The sequence below is a fragment of the Xylanibacter muris genome (genome assembly GCF_013166605.1).
GTDB lineage: Bacteria > Bacteroidota > Bacteroidia > Bacteroidales > Bacteroidaceae > Prevotella > Prevotella muris.
On the sequence record NZ_JABKKF010000012.1, the window covers coordinates 25,655 to 40,754 of the forward strand.

At 47.5% G+C, this 15,100-nt stretch carries 9 protein-coding genes; 8 read left to right on the forward strand and 1 reads right to left on the reverse strand.

What is annotated here, in order from left to right:
• Positions 1 to 505 precede the first annotated feature (505 nt).
• From HPS56_RS11105 to HPS56_RS11140, 8 genes are all read left to right on the forward strand, one after another.
• Entirely contained in the window at positions 506 to 1,714 is a 1,209-nt protein-coding gene (locus tag HPS56_RS11105) for a site-specific integrase (RefSeq protein WP_172276504.1), read from the forward strand.
• 623 nt (positions 1,715 to 2,337) lie between these two features.
• Positions 2,338 to 2,922, forward strand: a complete 585-nt coding sequence (locus HPS56_RS11110) for a DUF3575 domain-containing protein (RefSeq protein WP_172276507.1) — start codon at positions 2,338 to 2,340, stop codon at positions 2,920 to 2,922.
• A 12-nt stretch (positions 2,923 to 2,934) separates the two neighbouring features.
• Positions 2,935 to 4,371 carry a DUF3868 domain-containing protein gene (locus HPS56_RS11115; RefSeq protein WP_172276510.1) on the forward strand — a complete coding sequence of 479 codons (1,437 nt, stop codon included), beginning with the start codon at positions 2,935 to 2,937 and terminating at the stop codon, positions 4,369 to 4,371.
• A gap of 30 nt (positions 4,372 to 4,401) precedes the next feature.
• Complete coding sequence (locus HPS56_RS11120) at positions 4,402 to 6,123, forward strand: Mfa1 family fimbria major subunit (RefSeq protein ID WP_172276513.1); 1,722 nt, start codon at positions 4,402 to 4,404, stop codon at positions 6,121 to 6,123.
• Positions 6,124 to 6,390: 267 nt separating this feature from the next.
• On the forward strand, positions 6,391 to 7,464 hold the full coding sequence (locus HPS56_RS11125) for a FimB/Mfa2 family fimbrial subunit (RefSeq protein WP_172276516.1): 1,074 nt from the start codon (positions 6,391 to 6,393) through the stop codon (positions 7,462 to 7,464).
• Positions 7,465 to 7,489: 25 nt separating this feature from the next.
• On the forward strand, positions 7,490 to 8,674 hold the full coding sequence (locus HPS56_RS11130) for a hypothetical protein (protein WP_172276519.1): 1,185 nt from the start codon (positions 7,490 to 7,492) through the stop codon (positions 8,672 to 8,674).
• A gap of 86 nt (positions 8,675 to 8,760) precedes the next feature.
• Positions 8,761 to 11,790 carry a DUF4906 domain-containing protein gene (locus HPS56_RS11135; protein WP_172276522.1) on the forward strand — a complete coding sequence of 1,010 codons (3,030 nt, stop codon included), beginning with the start codon at positions 8,761 to 8,763 and terminating at the stop codon, positions 11,788 to 11,790.
• A 51-nt stretch (positions 11,791 to 11,841) separates the two neighbouring features.
• Positions 11,842 to 13,077, forward strand: coding sequence for a hypothetical protein (locus tag HPS56_RS11140; protein ID WP_172276525.1), 1,236 nt, complete (start codon positions 11,842 to 11,844; stop codon positions 13,075 to 13,077).
• Between the two features lie 179 nt (positions 13,078 to 13,256).
• Here the strand turns inward: HPS56_RS11140 and HPS56_RS11145 are convergent, their stop codons facing one another.
• Positions 13,257 to 15,086 carry a DUF4954 family protein gene (locus HPS56_RS11145; protein ID WP_172276528.1) on the reverse strand — a complete coding sequence of 610 codons (1,830 nt, stop codon included), beginning with the start codon at positions 15,084 to 15,086 and terminating at the stop codon, positions 13,257 to 13,259.
• Between the last annotated feature and the right edge of the window lie 14 nt (positions 15,087 to 15,100).

A 15,100-nucleotide genomic window follows, 5' to 3' on the forward strand; every position in this document is an offset into this window, starting at 1 on the left:
TGCTTTATATATACCGATTGATTCGTGTCCATAACTATAGGGATGTTTTCTCCCTGATGTGTTGTTTGCAGAATCTTTCCCGATTTCCTGGTGAGTGCAGGATATATAAATGTGCATGAGCAAAACAACTTGCGGACGGTGTGCGGGATTTGTTTTGAAATCTATTTACATATTGCGGTGACGTAAAATCCTTTTGCGATGAACATGCTATTCATCAAGCATGAATAGCATGTTCATCGGTCGTGAATGGCATGTTCATTGAGCGTGAATGTGCCATTCATTTTTGGTATACTTTTTGTTTGTAGTTAAAGTGGTGTGTTTCAGACAGTTGTGAGTAAAGTCGGCATGTATGCAACCGGTAATGAAAACGACCTATGAATTTTCATTACATTTTAAACTGTTTTCCTCAGCTTGTGGGGCATAGGGCAGTGGATTGTTCCCGTATGGATATGGATGAGTGAAATCATATTATAATATACCTATTTTTAATATATATATAATAATTATGGCAACAGTAAAAGTGAAATTCCGTGCTTCTTCAGTACAGACTAAGGAAGGAGTGCTTTACTATCAGGTGATTCACGGCCGTCAGGCAAGACAGGTTCATTCCGGTTGCAGGCTGTATCCCTCGGAATGGGATGCGGCTTGCTCCTGTGTTATTCTTTCATCCGTTGTTGAAGATAGGCGTAGGGGGTATCTGCTGTCAGTGAAGAATGTTTTGGCGATTGGGCTTTCCCGTTTCAAGAATATAATCGCGCGGCTTGAACATGCAGGCCAGCCTTATACCGTTGACAGGGTGGTGGAGCTATATTCTTCACCAACAGACTGTGGAGGCTTCATCTCCTTTTCAAGGGCATTAATAGAGGAACTGAAACAGTCAGGTAAAGGACGCACGGCCGAGACATATACTACCGCGCTGAACAGTTTCGTGCGCTTTCATGGGGAATGTGACCTGCTGTTCGAAGAGATGGACTCAAACCTGATGTTGAAATATGAAACCTATTTGAAAGATAAAAGTGTATGTCAGAATTCATCCTCTTTTTACATGCGCAACCTGCGAGCCATTTACAACCGTGCTGTAGAAAAGAAACTGACCGAGCAGAATGCACCGTTCAAGTATGTCTATACCGGTGTGGGCAAAACTGTTAAAAGGGCCGTTCCGCTGAAAGTTATCCGGCAGATACGGGATATGGATTTGTCGTTCTGTCCGGCAATGGATTATGCGAGAGACCTCTTTATGTTTTCCTTTTATACCCGTGGAATGTCATTTGTAGACATGGCCTATTTGAAAAAGAAAGATTTGCAGAACGGGGTTCTTTCCTATCGTCGTAAGAAAACAGGGCAACCGCTCTTTATTAAATGGGAAAAACCGATGCAGGACATAGTCGGAAAGTACGACACCTCCAAAATGCCTTACTTGTTGCCGATAATAAAAAATATTGATACGGATGCACGCAGTCAGTACAAGAATGTCGCACACCTTGTCAATGCCAAACTGAAAAAACTTGGCGGGTTGTTGGGACTTGGCGTGCCGCTGACAACATACGTAGCGCGCCACGCATGGGCCTCTATTGCCAGAAGCAAGAATATTCCGCTCTCGACCATCAGCGAGGCTATGGGGCATGATTCTGAGAATACCACGCGTATATATCTTGCATCGCTTGACACCTCATTAGTAGATAAGGCGAACAGCATTATATTGAAATCACTGTGAATAAGGATAAGATAATATTTTTCAAGCAAATGGTCTTCCCCATGTATGGACGTGCCTTTGGCACGTGTCAAGCGTAAAAATCCTCTAATGATACACCTTAATATATATGGCTGTTTTCTGAGTAGTGGCTTCTTTCGCTTTGCTATGTGCATGTGTATATAATAAATATGTGTGCGGTCGTTTTCCGCTTGACACGTGCCAAAGGCACGTCCCTACTTGTGGGTGTTTGTGACTCATGTAGGGACATCGCTTGGCGATGTGTGAATAAGGATAGGATAATATTTTCATAGATATCATATCACGCTGAGATAAACGGCCTTATGATTTTCAGAAACTATGAAATACGATGGAATCAACAGGTTTTAGGTAACTCTCTTCGCAAGAGAAGTATTATGGATACAAAATTACACATATTTTTTTAAAACAATAGCATAAAAACATAAATATTTTTATTTTTCTAAAGAATTTACCCGTTTTTTGTTGAGTAAATATAATTTCCAGAACAAAATACCCTTTGTTTTTCAACACATTAATTATCAAAGTTTGCAAAACAACTTCTCTTGCGAAGAGAAGGTTGTGGAAAATGAACGATTTATATAAAAAGAAAACAATATTAATGTATAATGAAACGAATCATTTTACTTCTTGCGGTCATCTTTGTCGGAGTCTCACATTCTGTCAGGGGGCAAAATGTAGCGGTAAAGACCAATCTGCTCTCGGATGCGGTGTTGAACCCTAATCTTGGAATTGAAGTTGGTCTGGCTCCAAAGTGGACGCTGGATGTTTCCGGACAGTTCAATGCCTGGGAACTATCGAATAACAGGCGTTGGAAGCACTGGGCTGCACAGCCTGAAATCCGTTACTGGCTATGTGACCGTTTTGGCGCGCATTTTTTTGGATTTCACCTTCATGGCGGGCAATACAACATAGGTGGTTTTGACGGCAGGCTCAACCTGTTCGGTACCGATGCCCGTAAGCTGAAAAACACCCGTTACCAAGGTTGGTTTGTCGGAGCAGGCATTGCCTACGGCTATGCGTGGATTTTGGATCGTCATTGGAATTTGGAGACGGAAATAGGTTTCGGCTATTCCTATACCCGTTATGACCGGTTCCGCTGTGCGGGATGCGGCAAGAGGGTGGAGACGGACAAGCCGCACCATTACATTGGTCCCACCAAGGCGGCCGTCAACCTGGTTTATCTATTCTAAAACGCAACGAACATGAAGAGAAAAATATATATAATGCTGGCAGCCCTGTCGGGCATAGCCTGTATGCCGGAAGTCTGCGCGCAGGAGTCAGGAGGCATCATCCCCGGTGTCTCCGTTGAGAGATTCACGATGAACCGCGAGGGCAAATTTCTGAATGTGGCGATGGATATAGATTTGAAAGACCTTGATGTGTCTTCAAACCGTGCTGTGTTGCTCACACCGCGTCTGGTCAACGGGAAGGATTCACTCGATCTTCCCTCGATGGGCATATACGGGCGCAGGCGCTACTACTATTATGTAAGGAACGGCATAGGCAAGATCTCCGGTGAAGACGAGAAGGTTTACCGTGTATCGGAGAAGCCTGACAGCGTGGCCTATAACAATCTGACAGAGTATAGTGAATGGATGGACGGTGCCACGCTCAAGTTCCACCGCAGTGACTGGGGGTGTTGCCACGATATACTGGCGGAGTACGATGGCATATTGGGTCGCCATCACGAGGCTTTCTTCCCGACGCTTCTGTTCGTACAGCCCAAGGCTGAAACAGAGAAGACCCGTTCGCTGGCCGGCTCTGCCTACATCGACTTCCCTGTGGATCAAACGGTAATCTATCCAGACTACCACAACAACACGGCGGAATTGGGCAAGATTGAGGGAACAATAGACTCCGTGCGTAACGACGCGGACGTGACCATCACTTCTGTATGGCTGAAAGGTTACGCATCACCGGAGAGTCCCTACAAGCACAATACCGACCTTGCCATCGGGCGTACCGCAGCCCTTAAGGCACATATCAGGCAGCTGTTCCATTTTGCCGACGGCATCATCGCCACCGACTACGAGCCGGAGAATTGGGAAGGGTTGCGCCAGTATGTAGAGAAGTCGAACATCGATCACCGGGAGGAGATTCTGGGTATGATAGACAGCGACATGGAGCCTGATGCCAAGGAGGCGAAAATCAAGCGCACCTATCCCAAGGAGTACCGCTTCCTGCTGCAGCACTGTTATCCGTACCTGCGCCGCACCGACTACCGCATAGAATACAACATCCGCATCTTCAACGATGTGGAGGAGATAAGGAGAATGATGGCAGAGCATCCGCAAAAGCTGAGCCAGAATGAGTTTTACTTGGTGGCGCAGGACTATGAGCCGGGCACGGCGGAGTTTACCGACGTGTTTGAGACCGCTGTGCGAATCTTCCCGAATGACAGCATTGCCAACCTGAATGCCGCCAATGCCGCCATACGGAGGGACGATTATGCCCGTGCGGAGCGATATCTGGAGAAGGCCGGTGGCACTCCCGAAGCCGTATATGCCCGTGCTGCCCTTGCCATACGCAAGGAGGATTATGAAACGGCGCGTCGATATCTTGAGACAGCGAGGGACATGGGGCTTGAACAGGCTGCTGCCACACTGAATGAATTGAATGAAAGACGAAAGAAACAATAAACTTAGTAATAACTTTTAATTTTTAACGACATGAGAATCAGATCTCTATTTTTTTCAATGTTCGCCGGTCTGGTGCTCGCCGGCTGTTCCAGCGAGGAAGACATCACTTCCGGCAACAACGGCGGTGAGTCAGGCGAGCCTCAGTTCCTGACGATAAACCTCGTGACCAACTCGACCGGCTCCCCCCTGGCAGCCAAGGCCAAGGCACCTGGTGACGACAACGCCACATTCGAGGAGGGCCTTGAGCCCGAGAACAAGGTGACAAAGGTGCGTTTCTATTTCTTCGACGCAAGCGGCAACGCCGCGCACGTGAGAAATGAGGGCGGCCAGTTCAAGAACTATCTGGAGTGGACAGACGTCTTAGAGGAGAACAATCAAATGCCCAACGTGGAAAAAATCCTCAGCGCCACTCTTATTATCCAGTCTCCCAAGGGTGATGCGGCACCGGCGCAAGTCGTAGCGGTTGTCAACCCCACAGTTAATCCAAACGAGGAACGCTCCCTTACAAGTCTGGCCACTGTGGCGTACGACTACCAGGCATACACCGAAAGCGGCAGCTTTGTGATGAGCAACTCCGCCTATGCTGATAATGGTGCGGAGAAAATGGCTGTCAGCGTAGTAGGCAAGATCCACAAGACCTCGGGTGAGGCGTTGAACGACCCTGTGGAGATTTACGTTGAGCGTACAATAGCCAAAGTACGCCTTAACAGCTCGCTCACTCCTATAGAAGGCAAGACCAACATTTTCAAGACTTCCGAAGACGGTTCTCAGAAAGTGACGGTCGGTGGGACAGAAACGGAAATCTACGTCAAGTTCCTGGGCTGGAACACCACTGCTGTTTCCAACAAGTCACGTCTCGTAAAGGATATCAATCCCTCATGGCCCGGCAATTTGTTAGGAACCACACCATGGAACTGGGCGGAGAACTTCCGTTCTTTCTGGGCTGTCAATGCGAGCGGTGTCACATACCGGTATGGCGCATTTGTTCCTGATCCGGAAAGCAAGCCTATTGACGGCAACCTGTTCCAGGCCCAGGCCAAGACGGCATTCGACAAGTCGCAATGGGTTTATGTAAACGAGAACGCCACCGATTATGCCAATGCCCAGGAAGGTGCGGCTCCCGGTACTCCGACCAAGGTCATTATCTCGGCACAGCTTGTCGACGCGGATGGCAACGCCCTCGAGTTTGCCGAGTATGGCTCGACGAGAACGACGATAGAGGGCCTGAAGGAACTGTTCGCCAACAACTGCGGCCTTTACAAGAAGGAAACATTGAATGGAGCGACAAAATTCACCAAGATCAAGCCGGAAGAGCTGACTGTCAAAACCGCTACCGCAGTCGGTGAGGCAGGTAAAGACGTGGCAGGACGTTACAAGGCATACGTACAGCTGGCGGAAGACGAAGACAAGGACGGCAAATGGTATGCTTCCAACAATGAGGACGCAGCTCCTATTACTGCTGCCACAGCCAATAAACAGTTGAAAGGTCTCGGCTCTGCCAAGGTATGGAAAGACGGTTATACCTATTACTATTTCGATATCAGTCACTTCGGTAATAAGAAAGGTGTTGTACGTAACCACATTTATGACGCTAATATCACTAATTTGACAGGTCTTGGTACACCGGTCTACGATCCGGAAGAAATCATCTATCCTGAGAAACCGAAAGACGATAACGATACTTTCATCGCGGCTCAAATCAAAATCCTCTCCTGGCGTGTGGTAAACAGCGATGTAACACTCGATTGGTAAAAAATATAAATATAAGCGTGACGTCCACGTATTCGGGCGATATACGGACTTTATTAAAACCCCAATAAAATCATCGGACGGGGAGAGAAACCCCGAAGGAATTCTCTCCCCGTCTTTAAATACTATACAGAAAAGCACTTCCGCACCGGTGTAAAGAGAGGTGTGCGACTATGGAGTCCTTTAAGGAGGCGCTCCCACTTGTTAAGGAAATTCTTTGCGGATCATATCCCGCACGACATATATAAAACAAATAGGATTAAAAACGGCATGAAAATAATAAAAACTTATATAAAGAGAAATGCATTGCATGCATTGATGACGGTGATGGCGGTACTGCCGTTGGTCGCTTTTATGTCATGTGACAGTATCGTCTATGACTACGAAGGTGACTGTTCCGTAACCTACCGCCTCAAGTTCCGCTACGACAAGAATCTGAAATGGGCGGACGCTTTCGCCAATGAGGTCTCGTCGGTTCATGTATATGCCTTTGACCAATCTGGCGTGCTGGTATGGCAGTGCGAGGAACAGATTGCCCCGGCTACCGCAGAGGACTATTCGATGTCGCTTGACTTGCCGGCCGGCGACTATCGGCTGCTTGCCTGGTGCGGCCTACGGAACGATGGCAGGCGTGAAGAGTCTTTCTCTGTGCCCGAAGCCCGCGTTGGTGAGACCCGAATGGAGGAATTGCGGTGTATGCTCAACCGCAAGCATGACGAGACAGGGGCCTACAGCAAAGATAGGCTGTACCGTCTCTTCCACGGCACTCTGGATGTGTCACTGCCCACAAACAACGACGGAGGCAGCTACGAATATACCATGTCTTTGACAAAGAACACCAATCATATCCGCGTCATCCTGCAACACTTGTCGGAACAGGATGTAAATAAGGCAGACTTCACTTTCCGTATTGATGACGAGAACGGACTTATGGCACACGACAACGAATTGATGGCAGACGAGAACATCAACTACCGCCCTTGGGATATACAGAATGTCGAGGCAGGCATTGGCAAGGACGCAAACCGTGCTGTCAGCAATGTGAAAGGACTTGTTGCCGACTTCACCGTAGGTCGCCTGATAGAAACACATAACGAGAAAATGATACTCTCAGTCACCACCAAAGAAGGCAGGACGGTGGCCAGGATCCCTGTGATAGACTACGCTTTGATGGGAAAAGAGTATTACGAGAATGAATACCATTATCCGATGGACGAACGGGAGTTCCTCGACCGTTTGGACGAATGTGTGATGACCCTCTTTCTCGACGAGAATCACGAATGGGTGAGCTCCGTTATTCAGATTCTATCATGGCGTGTGGTGCTGAGTAATGTTGAAGTCTAAATGATAAGGAAGAAGGATTGGACTGATGAAACCGAGCGTTATACATAGTATTTCTGTCTGTCTGTCGGCATTTGCACTGGCTTTTATGGTGGCGTGCGGCAGTCGGGAGGAACCCTTGTCCGATGACACTGCGGGAGCTACCCTATATTTGAATATAGAGCCTGTGGGACTGACGAGGGCAGGAACGGCAACGCTTCCCGATAATGAGAAAATGAACAACGTGCGCGTCATAATACTGCATCCTGACGGGACTGTTGAGCACAACAAGTTCTATTCTTTGGACGGGGCGCAAGCACAGAAATACATATTACTCAAAGTAAGACCCGATGAGAGGAAAAAGGTATTCCTCTTCGCCAATGAGGAAAGTGTGTCTAAAGCGGAAGGCGTGACAGTTGCGGATGGAAGCGGTACGCTGTCCGCATTTTTAGACAGTTATGGCGAGGGCTCGTCCGATTTCGAAGAAGCCGTGAACAGTCTGTATTTTGCTCCTGACTATACAGGAGGAAAGAACATCCCTATGTCCTCGGTTTACGAGATAGACATCCCTGAAAAAGGAGTCGTTGAGGAAACTGTCTACGTGGTGCGTGTCGCAACAAAGTTCACCGTGAACTTCTTTAACTGGCGCGGAGAAGAAGTGTGCGTGAGGAATTTCACTATAGCGAGCCATGCCGACAGGAACTTCCTTATGGCGCATGTCAATGACAGTGAGCAGAACCGACGGCTTTTCAACGGGAAATCATGGATAAACTGGCTGAAGGAGGTTTCCGATGCTTCATCGGAGAACGATGATTATGCCACGACGGAAGCCGCCGGTTGGTTGAAAGATTACGAACTGCCGCCGCAAGCGGATATGACAATCACCTATACCCACGGGACTGTTACCGTTGGAAAACCGACAGTGGATATATATAACCCGAGTAATTCAAAACCGGGTGTGGCGAAGAACATTCCCGTTTTCTACCTGCCCGAGAGCAAGAACCCAAAGGCGGGAGCCACAGACGGTGAGCAGGAGTATACAATGACAATTGACATAAGCGGAAGAAGTGAACCTTTCGTCTGCAAACTGCCCGATTTGAAGGCTCTTTTCCGCAATACCCATGTCGTGGTGAACATAACACTGTATAATAGTATGGAAATCGAAGTGGATGTGATTCCATACAGCGAGGTCTCCCTTGATCCGATATTCGGATTGGATGTTAAAGAACAATAAACAAGAAATATATGAAGAAGAGTTTTCTACAATATATAATTGTTTCTATGATCACCTTTGCAGTTACCGGCTGCCAAGATGATTTTATGACGGAAGAAACTATAGGCGAAGGCAAGGCAAGTATATCCGCCACGTTGGACTTCAAGCCTATGTCCTCGGCTCTGACCCGTACACGGGCTGCCGGAGATGTGTTAAATGAGATCAGCAGCCTGCATGTATTGTTGTATGACTACGATACAAAGAGTTTGATAAATAGGTGGAAGATAGAGGGATATTCCGTGTCCGATGAAAAACGTGATGATGAGAATGCGGAAAACGGGCACAGTGCGGAAACAAGTACCAAACGCGCCACTTTCAAGCTGCCGGAAAGAATAGACTTTGGCAAATATTACATGTATGCCGTGGCGAATATCCCCGATTTGCTTACAGCCCCGGTGTATTCAGAAGCCATAAAGACAGTGGAAGGTCTCAAGAATATTCCCCTTGTATGGGATTCCGAGAACGTGGCAGCCAATGGCCAAATGATAGGCTGTTTAATGACGAGAGCTACAACCCTGCCGATAGACAACGAGCCTCTTGTATTGAATGAGAACAGCCCGAAACTCCACGCGTGGCTGCGCCGTGCGGCTTCCAAAGTGACTGTGGCATTTGATGGTTCGGGGTTGGCGGATGGCGTTTCTATTTATTTCAAGGCCCTGCGCATAAAGAGCATACCCGTATCATGCAAGCTCGGCACGGAAAATACCGTCGAGAGCAATGAGAATCTTATTCCGACAGGAGAAGAGGTGGTGTACAGCGAATCCGCAAATTTCGATACGAACTATCCCGCGCTGATTACAAAGAATCAGCCTTACTACCCGAGAGAACTGAAACAGGGTGAGGACGGAACCGTGTCATGGGTGATGGCTGCTGATGCCCATTCCGAAACCAATCCCAATTCACTCTTCTTTTACGAGAATATGCAAGGAGAGGGGCCAGACAAATCAGCGGCAGCCGATGAAAACAAGGACGGCCTTCTGGACACACCGTATGTTAAAGGAAAGGAGTGTGGCACTTACATTGAGGTGGATGCCTACTACGAATCGACAAATCCCCAACGGCCAGGCATCAGCAACATCACCTATCGTTTCATGCTGGGGCAGAATGTTTCAACCGATTATAACGCTAAACGCAACTGCCACTACAAACTGACATTGCATTTCAGGGGATTCGCCGATGAACCCGACTGGCGCATCGACTATGTTACGAAATTCGGAGTCTCTCAGCCCTATAATGTCAATTATCAAGGTAAATATTTCTTGCCAGATAATGTAACTGACAACCAAGGGAATAATTTTTATGAAAATAATACTATCAAAGTCTCCAGCTACCGCTATGATACCGAAGATGTCTGGGGCAAACGCGAATTGCTTGACTATACCATTGAATACAAGGATTCTGTTGACGAAGATTTCCCGAACGGAGAATTTTCCAAGAAGGTTCCGGCATGGCTTTCCGGAGAGTTGGAAGACGTTACGGATCAATATCCCAATGATAAGGCTCAAGGCTTGAGAATACTTAAGATTAACTATAAAAACGACTATAAGGAGGTAAATATCAATAGTCTTCTTAAAAGTAGGACCAACACAGGCATTACCGATTTAGCCGCCAATGGCACGGCTAATTGCTATATAGTAGATGCCAAGGGCACCTATACACTACCCCTTGTCTATGGCAACGCTGTTGGCAAGGACGGTAATATCGTCTCATCTTCCTATACAGGGTTTTCAGGAGATGATAGAGTGTTACAGACATTCAGGAACTATAAGAATGAGGATATAAAGAGCCCTTACATTTTAGACGATGTCGGTCGCACCGGAATAACCGTCGGTATTGTCTGGCAGGATTCGGAAAACCTCATCAGTAGTATTTCCTACGAAACTTCAGTTTACGGAGGAAAGGGTGGACTTAAATTCTCCATCGGTGATAATATAGCTCAGGGCAACGCCGTGATTGCCGTCAAAAAGGATGGCGTTATTATATGGAGCTGGCATATTTGGGTAACAAGCAAAGAACTCACCGACCGGATATGGACTATCAAAAACTATTGGTTTAATAAAAGATATGACGTGATGCCTGTCAATTTGGGATGGTGCTCCCTCCCTGAAGAAAACGTCAGATATTATGATCGTCATAAGTGTCATGTCAGGTTCCGACAGATATTGTCGAGAAATGCTGACGGAACTCCCAATTACGGTTCGGAACAGATTGTGACAATCCTTCAGGAACCTCACATCGCCTTGCCACGCGGCAATAACACTTACTATCAGTGGGGACGTAAAGACCCCTTGGTCGGTACGGATGCCAGCTGGGCGAATAAACCATGGTGGTGTACTAACGGCACATCGCTGGTCTACAGAACGACACAGCCTGATTTCCTGAATCCGTCGCTCTTTAAGACTATCAAAGAAAATGGCAAGGATAAAATCATTGATAATCCAGAGGGTATTAATCCTAATGACAGACTTACCTCAAAGGAATCGCTACATCGTATGATACAGAATCCTCATAAGTTGAATAACCCTCGTCGTATAGATTTCTATATCGGCGATAAACAAACGGATACAAACGGCAATGAAATACTGGTCAATGGCAAAGAAGGATTTATTAATGACGAGATTCACTCTAACCTCTGGCTGGATGACAAGAAGACCGTCTATGACCCTTGTCCTCCCGGATATAAGGTGGCTCCTTTATCGGCTTTTACTGCATTTACAGTTACCGATGGGGCTACCAAAGACAGTCATTTGCATGGATATAACGTATCTAAGGATAATATGCTTGCTGAATACAGAGATGGCAACATGGAATTCTATGTCGACGGTAAAAGAAAATTGATATCCGTTACCTTTCCGCTGTCAGGCTACCGTGACTATGATGCCGGTGAAGTTTATTATGTAGGAAAGCATTTGTATGTATGGCAAGCACATAACTATATTAATGGAGACCTGTATTACGCAAATAACAACTCAAATTTCTTTAAGGCGCATTGGGAAAACAATGGATATATCGGCGTGAATATATGGGAGTTTTTCTTTGCCACGGATGCATGTTCGGTACGCCCTATTAAGGAATAGTCCTGACAATCGATGCATACATCATGTAATAAAAGAGACCCGAGAAAACGCATGCCAACGTGCAAGCCGGAGACGGAAGCGAAATATCGCCCGGCTTTGGGACTGTACACCACAACCCGTCTCTCCTCTGTTGAGATTTGTCGGCAGTGCGGAATATCCATCAGCGGATTTTCCCGTTATATAAGTACTTATCATCGTCATCTGATGCTGGAACGCAACGGCATCAGGTGCAGTGAGGCGGAAGCCGGCAGCATCAAGATAAGCCAACGGCGCGGGCAGCGTCCCGAAACCCATGCCAAATACAAGGAGGCTATTGCGGCTTGTGACAGCATGGACTACATAGAGTACAATGTATCTCAGATTGCCCGTGAATTCGGATTGAACGGTACTAATCTCGGCAGACAGTTGCGGACGCATTATCCCGAAGTACTGGAATTACGGGAGCGGGCGAGGAAACGTTCAGGATTGGATGACGGTCTGCCACGCGGTACACGCTCCTGGTGCAAGGAACAATATGCAGAGGCTATAGAGCTTTTGCGTGCCGACCGTTATATCACGGTACAGGATGTCGCCGTGCGTTGCAATGTCTCATACTCGGGACTGGAGCAACATCTGATATTTTACCATAAGGAGCTTGTGGATAATCGTATTAAGATACGTAAGAAAGCGGTAAGACAGCGGTGTAAAGGAGAAATAACGGGACGCGGAACGCTCCATGCTCCTACCCCTGAAATAATCGGGAAATATGCGAAAGCCATACACCTATACCGTACTACACCGCTGTCCGCCCGGAAAATAGCCAAGCAGACAGGAGTATCTGTAAAAGGCTTTTACGAATACTTGCGAACCTGGCACAAGGATTTGATTTGCAGACGTAAAGGTATCCCTTACGAGGAAGGCAAGCCTGTGGACTGGTCATCCGTGAGGAGATACAATCCTTCCACAGCAGCCAAATATGCTGACGCCATAGCCCGTTTGAAAGAAGGTGGATTTACTACGGCAAAGGTCGCGGCAGAATTTGGGTTGCATCCTGAGTGTTTGAGGCGATATTTGAAAGAACATGAGCCGGAACTGCATGCCGGTTTGGCAATGAAAAAGATGGAGAATGGCAAAATGGTATCGCCTAAAAGTATGGAGAAATACAAGGAAGCCATACATCTGTATGAAACGACTTCGGAATCCCTGAAATCCATATCCCGACGTTTCGGACTGAATGACTGCTCGTTGGGGCAATTTATCAAACGGCATTTCCCCGAACTTATGGAACACCGTAAGCTAAGGGAATAATCTTTGGAATTGTTTTAAGCCCTATTCTTGAAAGGCAGAATAAGTTATGCCATGCTGTATCTTTAAAAAGCTAAAAGCCTTTAGCCTGATTCAGTAAGCGGGGGTATGGCAGAACAAAAACAAAATAGAGCCTTGTTTTGTAAATGTATGATAGCGAGCCTGCATGTTTGTATGCCAAACTATCCCTTACCGGTCATGGAGGAAAGGAATCCGTTGAGCAACTCTTCGTCAACATCACCGAGCATGGCCTCTTTTTCCGCATCGCGTGCGATGGCGGAGAGCCATGCGGCACGGGCATTCTCCGCATCGCAGGTTATTTGCCGGATATCGTCATCGGTGATGGTCTCTATACCGTAGTAGTTGAGAATAGTGCTGTAGGTCCAGTTCCACATCCATTCGGAATAATTGTCGTTCATGTCCGTAAACCTTTCCACGATGCCGGCAACAGTGCTTATATTGCCGCTCCGTATGTCGTCTTCAAGGCGTGTCAGCTCATCATGCGGTACAAGCATTCCCGCAAGGTCGGTCCATTCTCCTGTTCCGGCAGCACTGTAGGGGAGTGTGCATGGATGTGTGTTTACTGCATTCCCGAAAAACATCTTTATTGCCATGTCATAGATTCGTATGCCTTTTTCGAGCGAGCTTTTTCTTATCACACATGAGCCGTATTCGTATTCCTCCGTGTCGCAGCACTGTTCCGTGCGCAGCCGTTCGAGCACTTTTTTCCCTCTTATGGCCTTTTGTATTGTGTATGGGCTCAGCCAGTTGAAGTTTACGATGCTCTTTCTTCCTGTGTGCGGCCTCATGTCGCGTTTTGGCCATTTTGCCGTATCCCTGTATGTGCCTACTGTCGTGAGGTTGCATCCCGGAACGAGATAAGTCTTGTCTGCTGTGGCTATGATGTAGGAGAAAGGCATGTCCGCAGTGTCTGGGTGATTCTGTATCTTTCCCATACACATTGAAAACGCACCGATTGTCGCGGGCATGAGTATGTGTGCTCCGCTGGCGGTCTTTGCTCCGCGTTCAAGTGTGCCGTAGTGTATAGGCCCGAGCTTGTAGGCATGGTTGCTGTAGTTGGTTGCCGAGCCGGCGTTGTAGAAAGAGAACATCCCTCCGATTAAGAGTGTTGACTTATGGTGGCTGACGGTGAACGGACCGCAGAACGCCGCGCATGCCTCACCGTTGTCCATGTATGAGTTTGCGAAGAACACACTGCTTTCGGCCGAGAATCCTTTTCCTACATGGCATGCCTCGCCCACGAAACAGTTGTAGAGCTTTGCTCCGCCCAGGACAGACGCTCCGGCCGATACTATCGTGTTTTCGCAAATCACGTCGTTGCCTATGTATACGCTTGCATCTTCTGTGCCCGACAGTGTACTGTCGTACAGCCTTGACGCGCAGTTTATCTCTGTGTCATCGCCTATAGACGTGTTGATTATTTCCCGTGTGTTGACTATTTTCACCCTGTAGCCGACTGTGCCGGATGACGGCCTGCGTGCGGCACAGTCTTTTTTCACCATTTCCCGGATAAGTCCGTGCAGGGTCTTGTCTTGTCCGGCATTTACCATGAATGCCGCCATCTGCGATGTTATCCCGTCGTAGATAATCACATTTCCGTCACCGGCCTCGTTGAGCACTGCCACAGGAGTGCCTTCACCGAAAGTGGCTGTCTCATCACAGGTCATCCGTCCGACATTGGATATGTAGCATTCTTCACCTATGGTGTAGCCCGAGATATAATTCCCTATGTTCTCAATCAGGCAATTGTCTCCTATTGCGACATTGTGCAGCGTGGCATTGAATATCCCGGAGTGCCGCATGAAGCCTTCCTCTATCTCAATATGCTTGTCGAATACTCCGAGGCTTATCTCACCGCAAAATGAGGTGTTGCGCACGTATGCCGGATTGAAGTCATCCGACACGCTGATATTGTTCCAGTCTTCGGCTGTGCAGCCGCTCTGTTCGAGTGCTTCTATCTCGTCAAGTGTAAGGCTTCTGCAGTTGTCCATCTTTTGTAAAAACA

Coding starts and splice junctions, on each gene's coding strand:
- HPS56_RS11135 (WP_172276522.1), top strand. CDS start 8,761: ATGACGGAAGAAACTATAGGCGAAGGCAAGGCAAGTATATCCGCCACG.
- HPS56_RS11125 (WP_172276516.1), top strand. CDS start 6,391: ATGAAAATAATAAAAACTTATATAAAGAGAAATGCATTGCATGCATTG.
- HPS56_RS11120 (WP_172276513.1), top strand. CDS start 4,402: ATGAGAATCAGATCTCTATTTTTTTCAATGTTCGCCGGTCTGGTGCTC.
- HPS56_RS11140 (WP_172276525.1), top strand. CDS start 11,842: ATGCCAACGTGCAAGCCGGAGACGGAAGCGAAATATCGCCCGGCTTTG.
- HPS56_RS11105 (WP_172276504.1), top strand. CDS start 506: ATGGCAACAGTAAAAGTGAAATTCCGTGCTTCTTCAGTACAGACTAAG.
- HPS56_RS11115 (WP_172276510.1), top strand. CDS start 2,935: ATGAAGAGAAAAATATATATAATGCTGGCAGCCCTGTCGGGCATAGCC.
- HPS56_RS11110 (WP_172276507.1), top strand. CDS start 2,338: ATGAAACGAATCATTTTACTTCTTGCGGTCATCTTTGTCGGAGTCTCA.
- HPS56_RS11145 (WP_172276528.1), bottom strand. CDS start 15,086: ATGGACAACTGCAGAAGCCTTACACTTGACGAGATAGAAGCACTCGAA.
- HPS56_RS11130 (WP_172276519.1), top strand. CDS start 7,490: ATGAAACCGAGCGTTATACATAGTATTTCTGTCTGTCTGTCGGCATTT.